This window comes from Clostridium estertheticum (genome assembly GCF_018861295.1).
Classification (GTDB): domain Bacteria; phylum Bacillota; class Clostridia; order Clostridiales; family Clostridiaceae; genus Clostridium_AD; species Clostridium_AD estertheticum_D.
This window is the reverse complement of record NZ_JAHLDM010000007.1, coordinates 19,482-39,899: the sequence shown is the minus strand read 5'-3', so window position 1 is coordinate 39,899 and position 20,418 is coordinate 19,482. Positions and strand designations below refer to the sequence as shown.

Annotated in this window: 18 protein-coding genes and 1 other annotated feature; of the genes, 14 read left to right on the top strand and 4 right to left on the bottom strand. The window is 29.7% G+C overall.

Going from position 1 to position 20,418, the window contains the following annotated elements; genetic code table 11:
* Positions 1-8 precede the first annotated feature (8 nt).
* The 3 genes from KPL54_RS08880 (at position 9) to KPL54_RS08870 (ending at position 2,209) form a co-directional block, all read left to right on the top strand.
* Complete coding sequence (locus KPL54_RS08880) at positions 9-896, top strand: ABC transporter ATP-binding protein (protein WP_216106230.1); 888 nt, start codon at positions 9-11, stop codon at positions 894-896.
* Positions 893-1,627 (top strand): hypothetical protein, encoded by a 735-nt coding sequence (locus KPL54_RS08875; protein WP_216106229.1) that lies wholly within the window; start codon positions 893-895, stop codon positions 1,625-1,627. The genes KPL54_RS08880 and KPL54_RS08875 overlap by 4 nt, the downstream gene beginning before the upstream one ends.
* A gap of 219 nt (positions 1,628-1,846) precedes the next feature.
* Positions 1,847-2,209, top strand: a complete 363-nt coding sequence (locus tag KPL54_RS08870; RefSeq protein ID WP_216106228.1) for a type II toxin-antitoxin system Phd/YefM family antitoxin — start codon at positions 1,847-1,849, stop codon at positions 2,207-2,209.
* Between the two features lie 341 nt (positions 2,210-2,550).
* Here the strand turns inward: KPL54_RS08870 and brnQ are convergent, their stop codons facing one another.
* The gene (gene brnQ / locus KPL54_RS08865) at positions 2,551-3,888 is read right to left on the bottom strand and encodes a branched-chain amino acid transport system II carrier protein (RefSeq protein ID WP_216106380.1); all 1,338 of its coding nucleotides are present in this window, start codon (positions 3,886-3,888) and stop codon (positions 2,551-2,553) included.
* A gap of 104 nt (positions 3,889-3,992) precedes the next feature.
* Positions 3,993-4,247, bottom strand: a binding site (T-box leader).
* An 89-nt stretch (positions 4,248-4,336) separates the two neighbouring features.
* Complete coding sequence (locus KPL54_RS08860) at positions 4,337-5,404, bottom strand: NADH:flavin oxidoreductase (protein ID WP_375372981.1); 1,068 nt, start codon at positions 5,402-5,404, stop codon at positions 4,337-4,339.
* 122 nt (positions 5,405-5,526) lie between these two features.
* On the opposite strand from KPL54_RS08860, the gene KPL54_RS08855 reads away from it, so the two are divergent.
* The 5 genes from KPL54_RS08855 (at position 5,527) to KPL54_RS08835 (ending at position 11,130) form a co-directional block, all read left to right on the top strand.
* Entirely contained in the window at positions 5,527-5,886 is a 360-nt protein-coding gene (locus KPL54_RS08855) for a winged helix-turn-helix transcriptional regulator (RefSeq protein ID WP_216106226.1), read from the top strand.
* Between the two features lie 198 nt (positions 5,887-6,084).
* Complete coding sequence (locus KPL54_RS08850) at positions 6,085-6,642, top strand: hypothetical protein (RefSeq protein WP_216106225.1); 558 nt, start codon at positions 6,085-6,087, stop codon at positions 6,640-6,642.
* Between the two features lie 57 nt (positions 6,643-6,699).
* Positions 6,700-7,392 carry a response regulator transcription factor gene (locus tag KPL54_RS08845; protein ID WP_071611418.1) on the top strand — a complete coding sequence of 231 codons (693 nt, stop codon included), beginning with the start codon at positions 6,700-6,702 and terminating at the stop codon, positions 7,390-7,392.
* 34 nt (positions 7,393-7,426) lie between these two features.
* Positions 7,427-9,514, top strand: a complete 2,088-nt coding sequence (locus tag KPL54_RS08840) for an MFS domain-containing histidine kinase (RefSeq protein ID WP_216106379.1) — start codon at positions 7,427-7,429, stop codon at positions 9,512-9,514.
* A gap of 113 nt (positions 9,515-9,627) precedes the next feature.
* Complete coding sequence (locus KPL54_RS08835) at positions 9,628-11,130, top strand: S8 family serine peptidase (RefSeq protein ID WP_268038356.1); 1,503 nt, start codon at positions 9,628-9,630, stop codon at positions 11,128-11,130.
* A gap of 47 nt (positions 11,131-11,177) precedes the next feature.
* On the opposite strand, the gene KPL54_RS08830 is transcribed toward KPL54_RS08835, so the two are convergent.
* Positions 11,178-12,455, bottom strand: coding sequence for an L-cysteine desulfidase family protein (locus KPL54_RS08830; protein ID WP_309245374.1), 1,278 nt, complete (start codon positions 12,453-12,455; stop codon positions 11,178-11,180).
* Between the two features lie 290 nt (positions 12,456-12,745).
* Here KPL54_RS08830 and KPL54_RS08825 point away from each other — a divergent pair, with 290 nt between their 5' ends.
* The 6 genes from KPL54_RS08825 (at position 12,746) to KPL54_RS08800 (ending at position 18,975) form a co-directional block, all read left to right on the top strand.
* The gene (locus KPL54_RS08825) at positions 12,746-13,447 is read left to right on the top strand and encodes a response regulator transcription factor (RefSeq protein WP_216106223.1); all 702 of its coding nucleotides are present in this window, start codon (positions 12,746-12,748) and stop codon (positions 13,445-13,447) included.
* Positions 13,444-14,355 (top strand): sensor histidine kinase, encoded by a 912-nt coding sequence (locus tag KPL54_RS08820; RefSeq protein WP_216106222.1) that lies wholly within the window; start codon positions 13,444-13,446, stop codon positions 14,353-14,355. The genes KPL54_RS08825 and KPL54_RS08820 overlap by 4 nt, the downstream gene beginning before the upstream one ends.
* 109 nt (positions 14,356-14,464) lie before the next feature.
* On the top strand, positions 14,465-15,385 hold the full coding sequence (locus tag KPL54_RS08815) for an ABC transporter ATP-binding protein (protein ID WP_216106221.1): 921 nt from the start codon (positions 14,465-14,467) through the stop codon (positions 15,383-15,385).
* Positions 15,378-16,142, top strand: coding sequence for an ABC transporter permease (locus KPL54_RS08810; RefSeq protein WP_216106220.1), 765 nt, complete (start codon positions 15,378-15,380; stop codon positions 16,140-16,142). Before KPL54_RS08815 ends, KPL54_RS08810 begins: the two co-directional genes overlap by 8 nt.
* Positions 16,143-16,186: 44 nt before the next feature.
* Positions 16,187-17,074, top strand: a complete 888-nt coding sequence (locus KPL54_RS08805; protein ID WP_216106219.1) for an ABC transporter ATP-binding protein — start codon at positions 16,187-16,189, stop codon at positions 17,072-17,074.
* Positions 17,071-18,975 (top strand): ABC transporter permease subunit, encoded by a 1,905-nt coding sequence (locus KPL54_RS08800; RefSeq protein ID WP_216106218.1) that lies wholly within the window; start codon positions 17,071-17,073, stop codon positions 18,973-18,975. Before KPL54_RS08805 ends, KPL54_RS08800 begins: the two co-directional genes overlap by 4 nt.
* Here KPL54_RS08800 and KPL54_RS08795 read toward each other — a convergent pair.
* The gene (locus KPL54_RS08795) at positions 18,940-20,079 is read right to left on the bottom strand and encodes a CdaR family transcriptional regulator (RefSeq protein ID WP_216106217.1); all 1,140 of its coding nucleotides are present in this window, start codon (positions 20,077-20,079) and stop codon (positions 18,940-18,942) included. The two genes, KPL54_RS08800 and KPL54_RS08795, sit on opposite strands and share 36 nt — an antisense overlap.
* Positions 20,080-20,418: the final 339 nt, after the last annotated feature.

Genomic DNA, 20,418 nt, shown 5'->3' with positions numbered 1-20,418 from the left:
TAGTGGGAATGAATACTTTAAATGTAAGTAATTTAAATTATAAATATGGAAATGTAGAGGCACTAAAAGACATTTCTTTTGAAGTGAAAGAGGGCTTAGTAGGAATACTCGGACCTAATGGCGCAGGGAAAACTACAACACTTAAGCTTTTAACAACACTATTTGCGATTCAGGGTGGAGATATTTTTTTAAATGATTTAAATTATAAAAAAGATTTAAAAGAAGTAAGAAAAACTATAGGGTATCTACCACAGGATTTTTCTACCTATGAAAATTTAAAAGGCCGAGAGTTTTTAGAAATAATAGGTAGTTTAAAACTTGATTGGAATAAAAATAACATAAAAAAACATCTTGATGAAATTATAGATAAGTTAGATATGAATGAGTATATAGATAGGAAGATTAAACAATATTCAGGTGGAATGAAACAAAAATTAGGGTTTGCACAGGTGCTCATTGGTGACCCTAAGTTAATCGTAGTAGATGAACCTACTGTGGGGCTTGATCCGGAACAAAGGAATATTATTAGAGAACTATTTCCAAGTATAAGTAAAAATAGAATAGTATTAGTTACAACTCATATAGTTGAAGATATTGAATACTATTGCAATTACTTACTAGTAATAAAAGCAGGTGAATTAATTTATAAGGGGACAAAAGAAAATTTTATAAATGAAGTAAGTGAATTGTTATGGGAAAGTGATGTAGATGTTGATACACTTAATAAAATAAATACTTCTGGTAATGTTCTTACAACATTAAATTCTACGAATTTCTCACACATAAAATATATAAGTGATGAGCCTTTAACACCTGATTCTGTAAAAGTTAAGGTAAATCTACAGGATGCGTATATAATACATAGTAGGCTAAAAGGAAATGGAGTAAAGAAATGATTAAATTCTATTTAAGGTTTCAAAATAATATGCTAACTAAGAATTTGCTGTATTTAATAACTTACCTAGTGCTATTTTTTAATATAATTATAAGAATAATGCCAGATAAATTTATTCCTTTATCCAATGGGCCTGCAGGGATTGGAAATATAATTCCACAAAATCTATATCTTTATTGTGATGTATATCTTCTAATGTTATTTATAATACTGATATTTTTCTTTTTAGGTTCAGATTTTAATAACAGCATGGAAGAAATAGCTTTAGTAGTTGGTGGAAGTAGACCTAACAAATTTATGATAAGGAAGTTGGGTTCAATATTAATAATGTATACAATTTTATATTTTATTTCCTTCTTCAATATTTACTTTTTATATAAAGGAATGATTAGGGCAAATGAAACTCTACCTCCAATAAATGAAATACTTTTATGTTCAATCACCACTAATATTTTTGTTATATCATTAAGTATATTTGTATTGCTTATCTCAAGAGACATAGCAGTAAGTACATGTTTAATTACTGCTTATTACTTAATTGAAGAGGGTTTATGGAGATGTAAGATTACTCAAACAAACGGGATATTAGGACATATATATTATTACTATGATTATGAGAAAGGTGGAATTTTAAAAGTTAAATTAATATATATGATTATCTCAATAATTTTATTGTTTTTATCCTATAAGATTTCTCAAAGAAAAATTCATTTTAAAATTCATCATTCATAGTCTTTATATGTTTTTAACTTAGTGGCTGTAAAATTATTGTAATTGTCTTCAGTTTCAAATTTTATGAATGTATTTAAAATATCTTCATCATATTTTAAAGATATAATCTAATTAAATTAATTAAACAGAATATTAAAATTGTGATAAAATAACATTATAATTATGATAATATTACGATATACTAATAACAGTAACAATATCAAGAGAGGAGATTTTATTATGCTATATGACATTCTACCAGTCAGCGATTTGCGAAACAAATTTCCCGAAATCTCAAACATTTGTTTAACAAAAAATAGACCAGTCATCCTTACAAAAAACGGAAAAGGAAGCATGGTATTATTAAGCATTGCTGAATTCGACAAACAACAAAATGAATTAGGTAAATTAAGAGCTGAAGTAGCTAGATTAGTAATTATAGAAAAAGAATTAGTTGCTGTAGAAAAAGTCTATGGAAATCTGCTTGAATCAGAAATTTCAGAAAATGGAAATGATGAAGTTATTAATCATGAAGATTTTATAAAACAGATGAAAGCTAGAGTTTTAAATGCAGAGCACAATAACGTACAGTCCTCATTATAATGTAAAAATAAATAAAATATTTGATGATTTAGAACGTATAAGTAGTGCAAGAATGGCTAGTTTTTTAAAACATACATTAATGCAGTCGACACGATTACGGTATATGTGAATAGTGCAAGCAATCCTAAGAAAGAACTACTAATCAGGCTTAATTATAAATTTAAATGCTTCGATGAATATGTTTTAATATATAGAATTTCAAATAAAAATATAATCAAAGTAATGGATATATTTAATCAGAAAGAAAATTATCAAGAATATATATAGTAAAAACTTAATTAAATTTAACAATCAATCAAAAGAGATTCTTCTACTGAAGAATCTCTTTTGATTTTATTATTTTATTTATTATATTCATTTAAAGGGGTTTCTTTTGAAAAAGAAACTTCTTTTATAATGCTATATAGCAATCCTAACAGAGCACCAACTAAAGCTGGTATTACCCAAACAAGACCTTGTTTTGCTAAAGGCATAGAACTTAAAAATGATATTTTAAGTCCAACTTGATTTAATGAATCAGATATACTAAAAACAGCAGTAAATAGCATGCTGAAAGAATATACTGTGTTATAACCTTTAAATAAGTTATGGGTAAATGCTAGTACAATAAGCACTATTGCCATAGGATATATAGCTGATAAAACAGGTACCGATATTTTTAATATGTTAGTTAAGCCTACGTTTGCAAATAGCATACTAGATAGTGTTATTGTGGTAACCCAAACTTTATAACTAACCTTTGGAATTATCCTTGAGAAATATTCACTACATGATGTTATAAGACCAACGCAAGTTGTAAGGCAAGCTAATCCAAAAGTTAATCCAAGTATTATTAGGCCATTTGTATTAAAAAGATAAGAAACTACCTTTGTTAATGTTTGCGCTCCATTTGTTGTATTGCCAAATTTGGTTTGAGCAGCAGCGCCTAGGCAGGAAAGCATTAAATATATTACAGTTAAAACAAGACCAGCTATAAGTCCAGCTTTTATTGTATAAGAGCTTAAAGCTTTTTTATCTGTAATGCCTTGTTTCTTTAAAACTAAGGCAACAACTATCCCGAAATTAAGTGCAGCGATGGCATCCATAGTCATGTATCCATCCAAAAATCCTTTTAAAACAGGGAAGCTAGCATAATCTCCAATTGGGGCACTAAAACTACCAAGAGGGTTCACTAAACTACCTATGAATATTATAAGTATTAGTATTAAGATAGCGGGAGTTAGTATCTTCCCAAAACGATCTACTAATTTATTAGGATTCATACTTAGCCAAAATGCTAAACCAAAGAAGCACACTGTATATAGAAAAAGAGGTAAAGCTCCACCAGTAACTGATGTAGGTAAAAATGGTGCTATGCTAGTTTCAAAAGATAAACTAGCAGCACGAGGTATGCCTAAAAATGGTCCTATTGATAAATAGATTAATAATGTGAAAATAAGTGCGAAGGGTTTATTAATTCTACTAGCTAAATTCTGAAGACCGTCAGCTTTTGCAACAACAGCTACAGCGAGAATTGGTAGACCTACTGCTGAGGCAAGGAAGCCCGATAGCGAAAGTAGAAGATTTGTACCAGACATTTGTCCGAGGACTGGAGGGAAGATTAAGTTTCCAGCTCCAAAAAACATTGAAAATAACATTAAACTAACTAGCAGTAAATTTTTTCTTGATAATTTATTCATAGTAACTCCTCCAAAAATTTTATTTTTTTTGTATGTTATTATATCGCTAATGTCACTGTCCACTAAACCACCCCCTTTTTAAAATAAAAAAAGCCCGTCCCTATAAAAGGGACGAGCGAATATGCACGTGTTACCACCCAAAATCTATTAAAATTATAATGTCTAACTTTAATAGCACTTAGCAAGATACCAATCGATATCTGTTCCTTTTAATGGTGGACAACCATTAAACCTTATTACATTTCAGGTTTACTTCTCAGAGATGATTTTCGATTATAGACTGAACGTTGACTCTCACCAATTGTCAACTCTCTTTAGAACAGATACTAAAACGTACTCTTTCTCGTCATCAAATTTGTTATTTATGTTGTAATGAAATATACCATATTATAAATAATTTGTCAATATGTAATTAATTTTATTATTTTTATGTAATTAATTTTATTTATTATTTTTTATTTTTTTCAAATATAACCTTACCTGCACAAACCTTAGACTGACCAAACCACATACACTTTGAACATTTTAAACATTTTCCAGTATCTTTTCCTTCCTTGGCATCATTTGCCCAATTAGGATTTATAAGAAAGCCTCTAGCAATATCTACAATGTCTACATTTGTATCAGTTAATATTTGCTCTGCAATTTCAGCTGAATTAATTCCATCAACTGCAAATACTGGAATTGAAACTACTTCTTTAATTTTCTTGGCTGCATAAACAGCATTAGAGTATTTATATTCCTCATTTACGTGCATTTCTTGCTCACTCATAAATCCATAAGAAATATCAAGGAAATCTATTCCGTTTTTTTCTAATATTTTAGCGTAATGTATTCCATCTTCTATTAGTGGTTCAAATCCTCCCAAACGAATTCCGACAACAAATTCCTTTGGTGTTGTTTTTCTAATTTCATCTAGTATTTCTAGCACAAATTTTTCAGGGTTAGTGCCATATTTGTCAGTTCGTTTATTTACTTTTTTATCTAAAAATTGGCTTATTAGATAGGCATGACATCCATGAAGCTCAATACCGTCATATCCTGCTTTGTAAGCTCTTCCGGCAGCTTTTATAAAATCATTTTGTATAGATTTTATATCTTCACTAGTCATAACGCGTCCAACAACTATATTTCCTGCATAATTTTTATATTCATAAGGACTTGGACACATTGGGTCGTTTGATATTCCAACAACTCCTGCATGATGAATTTGAAGAAATATTGGACAGTTTTCTTTGTGAACTACATCTACTATTCTTTTTAGTCCTTCAATTTGATCATCTTCCCATATTCCAAGTTGATTTCCAGATAATTTTCCATCATTATTAACACAGGTAGCCTCTTGAATTATAAGTCCTGCTCCACCTTTAGCTAACTTTTCATAACGTTCTACATTTTCAATTGCTACATATCCATCAGGTCTGAATCCAACAACCATCGGAGGAACACAAATACGATTTTTCATTTTTATATTTTTAATATTAAATTCGGTAAATAATTTTTTCAAAAATAACACTCTCCTATTTCACTATTTCATTTACATAAAACCCTTTATATGTTATGTTATTATTATATCTTACAAAGGAACACAATATCAAGTACGCACATTTTTGTGCCCTGGATTTGGAGGCATCATTTATGAAAGATCAACTAAAGAAAACACCACATATTTATTCTAAGCAGTGTCCTGTTGTTCATGCACTTGAGATTATTGGCGGTAAGTGGAGAATCGCTATTATATGGGAATTATCCTCTGAAAAAAGCGTTAGATATAATGAACTTAAACGAAGGATACCTGGAATCACTAATATTATGTTAACACGTTCTTTGAAGGCTTTGCACGAGCATGGTCTTGTAGAAAGAATAGAATATAATAAAATTCCACCTCATGTAGAGTACTCTTTAACAGATACCTGTCATGATTTGCTACCTGCATTAGTAATTATAAATGAGTGGGGAAAAAAGTTGAGTAGTTATCATACATTTTTAGGCGTTTAAGTAGAACCCATATGAGGTAACTAAAAGTTACTTTATATGGGTTTTTATAATCAAGGCGAATTTGTTATAGAAATCTGTTACTATAAAGAGGAGTATTTGCATTTTCTTAATAAATTTGTAAGAATTATGATAAGTATTTTGTAAAAAGTGTCCTGTATAATTGTTTATAGTTACTGATATTAAAGGGGGAAATACCAAATGAAAAAAGTTATGCTCATTTTACTTGTTGTAGTTTTTACGAGTATAGTAGTAATAGTTATAAAAAATAATATTATACAAAATGAATATCCACACTTAAACGAAAATATATATGGTTTTCTACAAGATAAAGGAAAACGAACAGATGTTTATAATACATCCGTAAAATTAAATAAGGGTAGTTCAAAAAATACATGCGTTTATTTTTTATCTGAAGTTTTAAGGAAAAACAATTTTAGCGTGCCGTTAGAAACAAGTAATACAGAGCAAATGATATCTTTACTTTCACATAAAGGTTTTAAAAAACAAAGCAATTATAAAAAATTAATGCCTGGAGATATATGTTTTACTACAGATGCTAATGGACAGCAAAGTGGTTTTCCAACTCATACATATGTATTTATGAAATGGGTAAAAGAAGGAAGTTATGATTATGCATATATATGTGATAATCAAGCAAAAGATTATAAGGGTAAAATTTATCACATTCGTAATATAAACATTACGGTTAAATCTAATGGGTTAGCTAAGGACCCTTTTGCATTCTTTATGAGATAGGTTTAGTTGTAAAGTTCTCATATTAACATATATAATATATATAATGGGGTGGTTAGAATGACTAAATTTAATGTTTTGGTTGTAGATGATGAATATGAAATAAGGGAAGCTATTGAGATATATTTGAAAAATGAAGGGATAAAAGTGTTTCAAGCGGTGGATGGTATAGAGGCCTTGGAGGTTTTGAAAGAAGAAGAAATTCACCTTATACTAATGGATATAATGATGCCTAGAATGGATGGAATTAAAGCTACCTTTAAAATTAGGGAAAATAAAAATATTCCAATAATAATGCTTTCAGCTAAATCAGAAGATACAGACAAAATACTAGGTCTTAATATGGGTGCGGATGATTACATTACAAAACCGTTTAATCCAATGGAACTTATAGCAAGAGTTAAATCTGGACTTAGAAGATATACAAGCCTTGGTAATTATAAAGAATGCGATGATGAGATAAATGTGCGAGGACTTATATTAAATAAAAATTCGAAAATGGTAACGATTGATGAAAAAGAAATGAGTCTTACACCTATAGAATATAGAATATTGAAACTTTTAATGGAGAATAAAGGGAGGGTATTTTCAATTGAAGAAATATATGAGAGAGTTTGGGAAGAAACATTTTATAATGGAGAAAATACTGTGTCAGTTCATATAAGGAGAATAAGAGAGAAGATAGAGATAAATCCAAAGGAACCTGAATACTTAAAGGTGGTGTGGGGGATTGGATACAAAATCGAAAAATAAATATTGGGTCATAGCCTTTATTATAAGTGCATATATGTTGGCTCTTTCAAACTTGTCAGTAATGGACATTATAAAAAATAAAAATTATTTAAGAATGGAGCCCTATTTTACTAGTTCAGAGTTCAAGGCTGAAATTGTTGGTTATTTTAATAATATAGAAGCGTTAAATGTTATATATAAAGACTATTCACACAAGTCAGATGACGAAAAAGTTACAAATGGAGAAATAATGCCATCAAAAACAACATATGATGCTAATTTGAGAACTAAGGAAGATCAATTAAGTAATAAGTATAAAAATGATCTATTAGCAGCAGAGAAAAAAGGCAATAATGTTGAGATTAGTAGACTAACTGATGCAAAAAATAAAGAGCTTAATGAATTTAAAAAGGAAAATGAAAAAACATTAGATAATGCGAAAAAGAAAATTGCTCTATATAAAAATCAAGACTATGAAAATATTAAAAGAGCTGTAGAGGGGAAAACTATAATAAAATATTATATAACAAAGGGTAAAAACAATGTTATATATACAAACATAGTAAACGTTTCAGATATAAATTTATATGTAAAAAACAATGCCTTTTATAGTATGAAATTTCCTGATAAATCTTTAAAGATTAATGATGATATGTTTACAATAAATCAGTGGGTAGGTACTAGCGGAGAAGCATATTTCATTATTCCAAAGGATATAGATAAAACGAGTTATATATATGAAAATTATAATTATTATAATTCTGTGAGACAAAGAATTATTAAAGAGGTTATCATAGGTTTTGTGGCATTTATTGTAGGGATTATACTTATTTTTATATTAAAGAAAAATAAGGAGCAGATGCCTTTTATTAAAAAACTAAAAAACTGGTACAATAAAATACCATTAGATGTGAGAATATTTTTATTTATGATATATTATTTTATAATGAATACATATATAGATAATGTGCCGTTTTTTTACAAACCATATAATTTCGCACAATTTCGCACACTTACCATTATGGCATTTTATATGTTATATTGTATTTCCAATCTTATTATGGTATATGGGTTATATAAAAATAGAGAAGAATTTAGAGAACAAGTAAAAAAATGTGCTTTTTATCAATTATCTAAAAGAGGCATTATTATCCTTACAATGTTCGCTGGAGTAGCGATATTTGTAGCCTATAGCACTTTCATGGTATCCTCTAGGATTACAATAATCCCGATTATGTATATAATTTGTTACTTTGTATTTATCTTTATTTATTCCTTTAATAAAATAAGATTTTTGAGAAGTATTATAAAAGGAACGGAAGAAATAGTTTCAGGAAATCTTAATTATACAATAGTAGAAAAAGGGAGAGGAGATCTTTTTAAGCTTGCCCACAATATAAATAATATGAAGGCTGGGTTTAAAAAGTCTCTTGAGAATGAGATAAAAAGTGAAAGACTTAAGTCTGAACTCATAACTAATGTATCTCATGATTTAAAAACTCCACTTACTTCTATTATAAATTATGTTGATTTTCTAAAAAAAGAAGGTTTATCTAAAGAAGAATCGCAAGGGTATATAGATGTATTAGATAGAAAATCCCAGAGACTTAAGATACTGATAGATGACTTATTTGAAGCTTCTAAGATGGCAAGTGGTGCGGTGGAACTTAATATAGAAAAAGTAGATATAACTGCACTTTTGCAACAATCATTAGCTGAACTTAATGATAAAATTAATAATTCATCTTTAATATTTAAGGTGAAAGTTCCAAAACAAAAGATTTATGCTAATTTAGATGGAAAAAAGACTTGGAGAGTATTTGAAAACTTAATAAATAATATATTAAAATACACGCTTCCTAAAACTAGAGTATATATTGATTTAATTGAACGGGATAATCAAATAATTATAAATATGAAAAACATTTCATCTTATGAGATGAACTTTGATAATGAAGAAATATTTGAGAGATTTATTAGGGGTGATAAGTCCAGAAACACTGAAGGCTCAGGACTTGGACTTTCAATTGCTAAAAGTATCATTGAGCTTCAAGGAGGGGGACTTAGTATTGAAATTGACGGAGATCTATTTAAAGCGAAGGTTATAATTCCATCGTTTTCTCAGTCGCTTATTGAGCCTTAACAGTAATTAGTGTGTTATAGGACATTATTACATAATGTTCACATATTTTTTTGACATTTATAAAGTATTATTAGTAATAAATGTGTTAAAAGAAATTAAAGGGGTGGGGTAGAGTGAAGTCAAAAAAGTTATTTACGATATTCTTAGCGACAACATTATTTATTATATTAACATGTGGAACAGTTTTTGCGGCGACAACAGTGCAGGGTGGTACGAAAAGATATATAGTTAAATTTAAGACAAGCAGTATTAATGAAAGCCAAACTGTAGCAAAGCATAGTGGAAAATTAAAACATCAATTTAAACATGTTAATGCAGTTGTAGCTGATATGACTACTCAAAGTCTTGCAAGTTTAAAAAAGGATTCAAATGTAGCCTACGTTGAAGAAGATAAAGTAGTTAAAATGTCATCAACTACCTACACAAATTGGGGTATAAGTGATATAAATGCAGCGGCCTCCGTTCAATCTGGATTAACAGGTAAAGGAGTAAAAATTGGAATTATAGATTCAGGAGCAGCTACACATACGGATTTGACAGTTGCTGGTGGGACTAATGTAATAAATGGTTCAAAGACAACATCATATGCTGATGATAATGGACATGGTACAGTTGTAACAGGAATTATTGCTGGCCAAGGATTAAATGGTGGAGTTAAAGGAGTAGCTCCGGATGCGTCAATATATGCTGTAAAAGCACTTGACTCAACAGGTAGTGGTTATACTTCAGACATAATATCTGGTATAGATTGGGCTATAGAAAATAAAATGGATATTATATCTATGAGTTTAGGATCAGATCAGTCAGATGTTACTCTCAAAAATGCTGTTGATACAGCTTATAAAGCGGGAATACTGATAGTGGCAGCGGCTGGTAATGATGGAAATGTTAAAGGAACCGGGACTAATGTTGAATACCCTGCTAACTATGATTCTGTTATTGCAGTTGGTGCAGTGGATTCTACAAATACTAGAGCATATTTCTCGTCAACTGGAAATAAGGTAGAAGTAAGTGCACCAGGGGTTAATATAATGAGTACTTACTTAAATGGTGGATATGAAGAAATGAGTGGTACATCTATGGCAACACCTTTTGTAGCAGGAGATTTGGCTATCTTAAAAGAGAAATATCCAGAATATACTAATGTTCAATTAAGAAAATTACTGGATACTAATGTGGCGGATCTTGGAGTAGTAGGTAGAGATTCCTTATATGGATATGGATTAATACAAGGTATAAGTAGTACAACTTCTGTTATTACACCCGTTATGGCACCAGTTACTGTAACAACACCTATAACATTGCCTACACTATTGCCTACATTAATACCTACACCGATAGCTAGTATGGCTTCAGGTTCTTATAATAGGGGTATAATGGTTCAACTTTATGCTAGGTATTCACAACCGTTGAGGGCATTTTATACTTTAGATGGTAGTAATCCAACAACTAAAAGCACACCTTATAGGGGATATATTAAGATAAATTCTACCAAAACTCTAAAAGTTATAGCGGTAGATTCTGATGGAAATATTTCTGGAGTGTTAAGTAACACCTATAATATAAGTAACTCTATGCATGGTTGCGACGTAAGACCTATAGAAAATAATATGTAAAAAAAAAATTAAATTAAAAGGTAGAGACTAAAAAAAGTCTCTACCTTTTAATTTTCCATCATAATTTTGATGATTTCCTTGTCGGTTTCTTTCATTCCTTCTTTTGCAAGTTTACCTACATTTGATATAGTAGCTTCAATACCTTTTTTCACAATACCATCGCCACCCTTAAACTGCTGCCCTTCTTTAAACATATGATAGCCTAGAATTCCGGCATCTACAGATGTAGCAATTTTAGCCGCGCATGATGCTTTAGCGCCATCACAAATTATTCCAGAAACTATGGATAATGCATTAACAATTGTATGAGAAATATCTCGATACCCTCCTCCATATAAGTAAGTAATGCCTGCTCCACTTCCAGCGCCTGCACAAACAGCGCCACAATAAGCTGAAAGTCTTCCTATACCAGTCTTTTGATGTATTGTAACTAAATTTGAAATAACCAAAGCTCTATAAAGTTTTTCTCTTGAAACTTTTAATTCATTACCATATTCAATGACAGGCAGTGAAGCTGTCATTCCCTGATTACCACTACCGGAAACTATAATGACAGGTAGTTCACATCCATTCATTCTGGCATCTGACCCGGCAGCTGCTTTCGCCTTTGCTCTTACTTTAACATCAGAGCCATATGTTGAAATTAGAACACTTCCTATATTGGCGCCATAACTATTTTTTAATCCTTCTTCTGCGATTTTCGAATTATAATCAATCTGTCTACCAATAATATCTTCTATATCTTTTATATCCACAGAATCTGCAAAATCAACAATATCTTTTACGCTTAGTAAATCTTTACCACTAAGACCTTCTTCATTTGATGATGTTGCTTCTTTGTGATAAAGTATCTCACCATTCTTTTCAATTAAAATAATATTGGTATGATAGTTTACAATTCTTACTTTTACATATGTTTCTTTATAAAATACAGTTATCTGTATATCAAATATAAATGGCGTATCTATAAGTTTAACTTCTATAGGAAAAGTAGATAAGTATTCTTTAATTTTTTCTTTATCTTCATTAGATACATCTGAAATAACTTCTAGTTTCTTTTCAGGGTTGCCTGCTATAATACCAGCTGCTGTTGCAGCAGCAATTCCTTTTAAATGACCTGTATTAGGAACTATAACACTTTTAACATTTTTAATAATGTTGCCACTCACTTCTACAATAGTTCTATCAGGCGTATGACCTAATACTTCTTTAGCTTTTGCCGACGCATATGCAATTGAAATTGGTTCAGTACAGCCCATTGCAGGTATCAACTCTTCTTTCAAAATCTGTAAATAAGTTTTATAAATCAAATCACTATTTTTAATTTCATTCCCCTCCTTGTATCTACTGTATTAGGGAATAGGTCTCCCGCGCATACATATAATGAATTATACCATTATAATTAGTGGTAGAGTATTTTTTGATTTTATAAAGTTTTCATTGTTATATGTGGTTCTACCACTTTAGACACATTAAATTTTATATTATTTAAATTGTTACCAATTAAGTATATAATTACAAATATAACAGTTAATATTGCAGCGACCCAGGAGATGATTTAACTCAAACTGGTTGATTAGAGAATAAAAGACGTAAATTTATGAGGTGGCTTATTATGGAAGATATTAAAATTTTAATAGTTGAGGATGATAAGGACATAAGTAATATGATAAAAAAAGCTTTGACTAAAGAAGGGTATGGAGTTTCCTGTGCATTTGATGGACAAGAGGCACTTAGTGTTTGGGAAAAAGAAAATTGCAAATTATTTATTTTAGATATAATGCTTCCCAAAATCGATGGAATAGAGGTTATGAGAAGAATTCGAATGAAAAGTATGGTACCTATACTTATGGTATCTGCAAAAGCGGAAGAGAGTGATAGAATCATAGGTTTAGGGCTTGGCGCAGATGATTATTTAGTAAAGCCTTTTGCAATAGCAGAGCTTATTGCAAGAGTAAAAGCTCTGCTTAGAAGATATATGTATTATAGTTCAAGCAATGATATTATGGGGAATACCATAGAGTATGGAGAAATAAAGTTTGATTTAGATAATTATACAGCTATAAAAAAAGACAAAACAATTAATCTTAGGGCAAAGGAATATGAGCTATTAAAGTTATTTTTTAAAAATCCCAATAAAGTGTTTACGAAGGCCCAAATATTCAGTTCTGTATGGAGAGAAGAATATTTGGGAGATGATAATACTGTGATGGTTCATATCAGGAGATTAAGAAATAAAATTGAAGACAACCCTGACAAGCCTAAATATATAGAGACTGTCTGGGGAATAGGGTATAGGTTGGGGAGTTTAAAATGATATACATATTTGTGATCACAACTATTATTCTAGTTTTAGTTATAGTATTTCAAAATATAAAAATACATAGTGTTTCAGATAATATAAAAGAAGTTATAGATGGAAATTTTAATGAAAGGATTAGGATTTATGACTATAATCCTAGAGTTAAAGAGTTAATTATTAATTTGAATAGACTTATAGATGAATTTCAAAAAATAGTTTTCTTGAACAAACAATATGAAGTGGATAGGAAAAAGATGATATCAAATATATCCCATGATTTTAGGACTCCACTCACAACTATGCTAGGATATATTGAAATGCTAAGGGATGATAATAGCTTAAATGATGAAGAACGCATGGAATATTTAGAGATAATAAGTACAAAGGGAGAAATCTTAAGGGGGCTAATTGAAGAATTTTTTAGTTTAGCAAAGTTTGACTCTAGTGATGTTGTACTAACTTTTAAAAGAGTGAATATCACTGAAATTATGAGACAGTGTATATTATCCTTCATAAAGGATTTTGAAATTAATGGTATTGAATTAGTAATAGATATTTCAAGTGTGGATTTATTTATCCGAGCTGATGAAGGGGCTATTTATAGAGTAATACAAAATATAATAGCTAATGCTCTAAGGTACGGAGCAGAGGGAAAAGTAATCGGAGTGAGTTTAGAGGGGGAAATGGATAGCGTGGTCTTGGAAATATGGGATAGGGGTAGAGGAATACCAGAGGACCAAGTGCCATATATTTTTAAACGCTTATATTCAGTGGACAAATCAAAAAATAATAGACAAAGAGGTAGTGGTCTGGGCTTAGCTATAGTAAAAAAACTAGTAGAAAAGCATGAAGGAATCATTGAAGTTAGTAGTAAGCCCTATGAAAAAACAACGTTTAAGATAACACTTAGGAATATTACGTAAGATTCCTTATTAAAAAGTTAAGAAACGTGTAAGAAGTGTGTTAATGAGAGTTAAGGATTATGGTTTATTATTAAAGCATAGTCCTTTTAATATGTAATGAGGTGATTTTGTGGAATATGTAATAAGAACGCATAATTTAACTAAAAAATACAAGGGAGTGTCCGTAGTAGATAATTTAAATATTAACATAGAAAAGGGTGAGATATATGGATTTTTAGGACAGAATGGTGCGGGAAAAACTACAACTTTAAGAATGCTTATGGGACTTATAAGAATTTCAGAAGGGGAGGTTGAACTGTTTGGACAGAATAATTATTCAAAGAAAATATATAAAAAAATAGGTTCATTAATAGAGTATCCTGGATTCTATCCAAATTTAACTGCAGAGGAAAATTTAGAGATACATAGGAGAATGGCAGGTATAGAAAATATAGAGTATATAAAGGAAGCCTTAGAAATAGTGGGACTAAATTATGATGAAATTAAGAATAAAAAGGTTAAAAATTACTCTCTAGGTATGAAGCAAAGACTAGGCATATCAAGAGCGATACTACATAAGCCAGAACTACTTATTTTAGATGAACCAACTAATGGGTTAGATCCTCTTGGCATAAGAGATATTAGAGAAATATTGTTAGAACTAAAAAATAAAAAGGGTATAACTATTATTATATCAAGCCATATTTTAAGTGAGATCGAACATATAGCAACAAAGATAGGAGTTATTCATAGGGGGAAACTACTTGAAGAAATAGACTATCGAGAACTTCAGAGAAGAAATAGAAAATATCTTAGGGTAAAAGTAAGTGATGATAAAAAAGCTTGTTTCTTGCTTGGAAACAAACTTAATATTAAGGATTTTGATGTATTAGAAAAAAATGTTCTAAGAATTTATGAAAATCTTGATAAGGGGTCACAAATAGCTAAACTTTTCATTAACAATGATCTGGAACTTCATGAGATGCAGCTTAGTGTGGACAATCTAGAAGATTATTTTGTAAGGCTAACAGGGGGAGAGGGTAATGTTTAATCTTGTTTATTGTGAATTTTTAAAGTTAAAGAAATCACATTTATTTTTAGCCTTAGCTATAATAATTTTAATTCCCCCAATATTATTATATATAAAATATCATGCTGAGTATAATTTAATTATATGGGATACGTATCTTTTACAAGAAGAAATAATCTCAGCATCATTAATTAACCTACCTATGTATATATTTATTTCTTCATATATTTACACAAGAGAATTCTCTTATAGTACTGCCCAAACCTTGTTTTCCTACTCTACTAGCAGGACAAAAATATTTATATCAAAATTTTTAACTATAGTAATAATGACATCATGTATTATGATTTTACAGCTTTTATTTGCTGTTTTGGCAGGAGCATTACTTCCTCATGAAGTACTTACAAATGGGATAATCTTAGATCATTTAAAAATGAATCTTTACATTTTAGTTGCCCAATATGCAATTTTGCCAAGTGCTATTTTTATAGCACAAGTAAGTAGAAATATTATTTTGCCAATGGTTTATGGGGGGATTATAACCACATTTAATATGTGTGTACCCCAGCTTAAGGTAGGGATTATAGAGTACCTTCCATTTACTTATCCAATACAAATAATGAACAATTCTTTCAAAACTAATATTTATAGGCAAGATATAATGATAATAAATAATTCAATTCCATTATCAAGTGTAAGCATAGTTCTTGCAATTTCAACTTTTATAATTGGAATTACAATGTGTATTACATATTATTTAAAGACTGATATTACTTAACTAAATAGGAATTATGAATAGACAAAACAGAGGGGGGCATAAACATGTTCATAGAAATATCTAATTTAAAAATGCAATATAATAATGGACCAATGGCACTTAATGACATATCTCTCTTCATTGGAGAAGGAGTTTTTGGACTTTTGGGAGAAAATGGTGCAGGGAAAACTACATTAATGCGAATTCTTGTAACGTTAATGAATCAAACTAGCGGTACAGTTAATATGGATGGTACAATTATCAATTCAAAAAATGCCTCAAAAATAAGATGTAAAATTGGTTATTTACCTCAAGAACTGGGATTACATCCTAATCTAACAGTTCGTGAAACCTTGGATTACTTCGGAGTATTATCTTTAATGAGTCTTTCAGATAGGAAGCACCAAATTGATAAATTACTGGTTGAAACAAATCTAGAAGAACATGCCAATAAGAAAATCAAGCATTTATCAGGCGGAATGAAGCGTAGAGTAGGATTAGCTCAAGCAATGCTAAATAATCCTTCTCTATTAGTAGTAGATGAACCAACTACTGGTCTTGATCCAGAAGAACGTATTAGAATCCGAATGCTTTTAAGCAAGGTTTCTAAGGGGCGAACTATAATCTTATCCACCCATGTAGTGGAAGACGTCGCAAGTATTTGCAATAAGCTAGCTATCATGGAAAAAGGTAAAATAATATTCACTGGATCGGTTCCTGATTTAATTAATATTGCGAACAATCATGTTTTTACAAAAAATGTTCAGAATGAAGCTGAACTAATCCAATTTAGCAAACAACATACTATTACAAATAGTGTTTACACAAGCAAAGGTATATGTGTTCGTTTTATAAGTGATTTTAAAGTAGAAGATTCGGTAACTGAAAATCCTAACATAGAGGACGCTTATATTTATGTAAGAAATCTAATACAGAAGAAGGCGAGTAAATGAAATCTTGGTTAAAAATTGTTGGTTTTGAAATAAAGATTCAAGCTAAAAGTAAATTCTTTTGGCTATTAACTTGTATGCTGCTGGTGGTATCTATTAGTGCTAGTATTAAATATTTTAATCATTATCAACTTAAGACACCAGCAGATTTAACTAGTATATTAAGCTCCAGTACAGCAGATAACGCTTCAATACCTGTTGCAGGTAAAGATCGAAATACCTATTTTATAAAAGGGATTTCCAATAGATTTATAGAGAATAACAAGCAGGATTCAGATAAAATTATTAAATGGCTATCATCAACAATTTACTCACGAGAAACATGGACAAAGGATACGCTTAGAGATGTTGAGAACCAGATGTACACTAAATTCCCATCAGTTAAAAAAATTGGATACGGTCAAGATATGCTTTATAATGAATATACAATGAGTGGGGATAAAATGGACGCAACATATTCAGAATTTATGAGTTATTTACATGAGACAAATCAAACATTTTCTACTTCTTTTGCACGGCAGTATGCTCAAGATACTGCTATGTATGTATCAATTATCTTTATACTCTTTTTTGCATTTCTTTTCCAAAAGGAACTGCAACCGTCTTTACATGAACTGTTACTTTCAAAGCCAATATCAAAGATTACCTATATTACTGCAAGATTTACAGGTGCATTTTCAATGTGTTTATTTGCAATAGCATTTAATACTATGATTTTTAGTATCTGGGAGACCATATTTTGTTCTAAATTGGGAATGCCCTTATATCTAGGAGCATTATGGACAAATATATTATTCTACACCGTTCCAACTATTTTATTTTACGCAAGTCTTATGGTTTTAGTTTCTCTTTTATTTAGAAATGGATTTGCTGCGATACCACTTTTTTTTATCACTCTATTATCTTCTAGTATAACAATAACATTACCAGATGGTACTTCAGTGCAATGGATGTGGCTTGCCACAGTTATGTCATACGATAAATTTTATCAGTTAGTTCCACCTCAGCAAATGCAAGCCTATATTATCAATCGTATTGGGCTTTGTATTTTAGGTGTGATTTTCCTTTTAGCGTCATGCCGCATTTGGGATAGAACTAGCGAGTCTAGAAAACGAAGTAGAAAGTTCAAATTTTCTCATGTTAGTTCAATAAAGCATTTAAATCCTCCTAAAAACAGTGGAGCTTTTGCGTTTGTAAAATATAATGCAAAAATAGCTGCCTCACCAATTCAATTATCCATTGCATTTATATTACTACTTTCTACTATAACTACAATGCTTACTGTCAACACGGGGGTAACAGAAATAGGAACCTCAATTTTAGGAACTATAGCATGGGCATCGGTAATTATATTTGCAAATATTTACAGTGTAGAATATTCACATAAAACTATGGATAATTTTTATTTAACTAATAGAAATAAATTGGGTATCATGGCTAGAAGAATATTCATCAACTTATGTTTTATATTCGTAATGGTTAGTATTGTATTTTTTATTGATTTATTTTTGACTGATAAATCACATGGTAATGTTATAGGTACGATTATTTTAATGAGCTATTTTAAGACAATTATTACTTGCATGTCATGTTCGATTTTTTTCGGGGTGTGTTCCATGACAATTTCCAATTTTTTATGTACTGGTATAGGAGGAATAGTTGGAGGCTTTTTAATCAATGCAATTTTTCTTTCCACTGCAGTTGTTAATAGATATTCCATATTTAATATTTATATTTCAAATTTATCTTATACAAATATTAATCAAGATCGTGCACTATGGTGGAAAAGCGCAATTATTTTCATAGGAATATCACTTATGATATTTATGTTAAACAAATGGACGATTTATCGTTCAAATAAAGTTGAATTAAGAGTTAAGCATAGCACTATAAAGCCAAAATAGGTCAGTGTAGTTTCTAGGGTTTTTATTTGTAATTTTGTGAATTTTATTTAAGCGATATCTAATGGTATTTCTATGAATGAATAACCTGTTTGATACATTGTTAAGCTCTCCATTTTCTTCTATTAAAACTTTTAACGTTTCTCTTAGTACTCCATCATTATCATTTAAAGCTACTAATTTGTAGGTCTCTGCTAATTCATCGATCTTCCATTTTTCATTGTTTTGAGAAAATAACATCTCAGATTTTAGTGAATTAAAAAAATAAATATTATGGTTAGGGTAAATCTTTTCACCAAATATAAGTGTTTCTTTAGCTATACTATAAGATTTATACATGTCATTTAAGTTGTCATATGTTTTTCCAACTGATATCTTTACAGTAACCCCTAGTTGAGTACATATTTTTTCATTGATTTCCTTTATTTTTTCATTATAATCTTGGATTTCATTGTTAATATGCAGACATTTATGTAATACTACAATGGTTTGCGAATTGATTATGGTCGCTAATGATTCCATAAATGTCACTTCTAATAGGGTTATTATTATATTTAACATATTTAAATCAATTTTATCTGAATTATCTTCAAAATTTACTTCAATTATAAATATAAACATAGGATAATTGTATGGAATTTCAAATCCCTTAATATGTTTTTTTAATAATGAAAGAGAATCTTGTTTATTATATATAAGTGCTAGCATAACCTCTTGCTTCATCCTCTTGTTACTTTCGAGTTCTGTCAATACATGTTCTTGTTCAATCATCATTTCTGCTGTCATTTTAATTAATTTACCATAACCTAAAACATCGCTAGGTTTTCCTGTAATACCAATTACTCCAACTACCCTATTTTGAAATTCTATAACTAGGTTAGTTCCGGAATGTACACCGCTTAATTTCTCACTTCCATGTTCACTAACACTAAATTCTGAATTTCTTTTAAGCGCTATTATTGCTCCTTCATGGATATCTCCAATTCTGGTTTTATCTCCTGACGCTATAATAATGCCTAATGTATTGGTTATAATTATATTATAATTAACAGCGCCCATAGTCCTTTCAACAATATTTTTAGCTAATTTGCTACTTAAGATTTCCAATAAGTACATCTCCTTTTAAGTTATAAAAATAAATACGATAAATTAAATAATCGATGTGCATATAGACAAAATTAACGTTTAATATTTGTACAATTAGATATTGATTAATAAATTAAAAAGCATGATAATATATATATAACGTTAAGTAATCTTTTAATTTTACTATAAAAAGCACTATTATTATAAGAATTATATTAATTTAAATAGGGGTGAACTAGGTTAATTATATTTTAATATTGTACAAATTGCTATAGTGAATTTGTGTAAATGCATAACTAATACAATTATATTTTTTAAAATAATAAATAAGTAAATTAGATTTAATATTTAATTAAGGAG

What these genes read in the sequence shown, in the direction of transcription:
- KPL54_RS08880 (WP_216106230.1), top strand. Translation starts at nt 9, where the DNA reads ATGAATACTTTAAATGTAAGTAATTTAAATTATAAATATGGAAATGTA.
- KPL54_RS08875 (WP_216106229.1), top strand. Translation starts at nt 893, where the DNA reads ATGATTAAATTCTATTTAAGGTTTCAAAATAATATGCTAACTAAGAAT.
- KPL54_RS08870 (WP_216106228.1), top strand. Translation starts at nt 1,847, where the DNA reads ATGCTATATGACATTCTACCAGTCAGCGATTTGCGAAACAAATTTCCC.
- brnQ (WP_216106380.1), bottom strand. Translation starts at nt 3,888, where the DNA reads ATGAATAAATTATCAAGAAAAAATTTACTGCTAGTTAGTTTAATGTTA.
- KPL54_RS08855 (WP_216106226.1), top strand. Translation starts at nt 5,527, where the DNA reads ATGAAAGATCAACTAAAGAAAACACCACATATTTATTCTAAGCAGTGT.
- KPL54_RS08850 (WP_216106225.1), top strand. Translation starts at nt 6,085, where the DNA reads ATGAAAAAAGTTATGCTCATTTTACTTGTTGTAGTTTTTACGAGTATA.
- KPL54_RS08845 (WP_071611418.1), top strand. Translation starts at nt 6,700, where the DNA reads ATGACTAAATTTAATGTTTTGGTTGTAGATGATGAATATGAAATAAGG.
- KPL54_RS08840 (WP_216106379.1), top strand. Translation starts at nt 7,427, where the DNA reads ATGTTGGCTCTTTCAAACTTGTCAGTAATGGACATTATAAAAAATAAA.
- KPL54_RS08825 (WP_216106223.1), top strand. Translation starts at nt 12,746, where the DNA reads ATGGAAGATATTAAAATTTTAATAGTTGAGGATGATAAGGACATAAGT.
- KPL54_RS08820 (WP_216106222.1), top strand. Translation starts at nt 13,444, where the DNA reads ATGATATACATATTTGTGATCACAACTATTATTCTAGTTTTAGTTATA.
- KPL54_RS08810 (WP_216106220.1), top strand. Translation starts at nt 15,378, where the DNA reads ATGTTTAATCTTGTTTATTGTGAATTTTTAAAGTTAAAGAAATCACAT.
- KPL54_RS08805 (WP_216106219.1), top strand. Translation starts at nt 16,187, where the DNA reads ATGTTCATAGAAATATCTAATTTAAAAATGCAATATAATAATGGACCA.
- KPL54_RS08800 (WP_216106218.1), top strand. Translation starts at nt 17,071, where the DNA reads ATGAAATCTTGGTTAAAAATTGTTGGTTTTGAAATAAAGATTCAAGCT.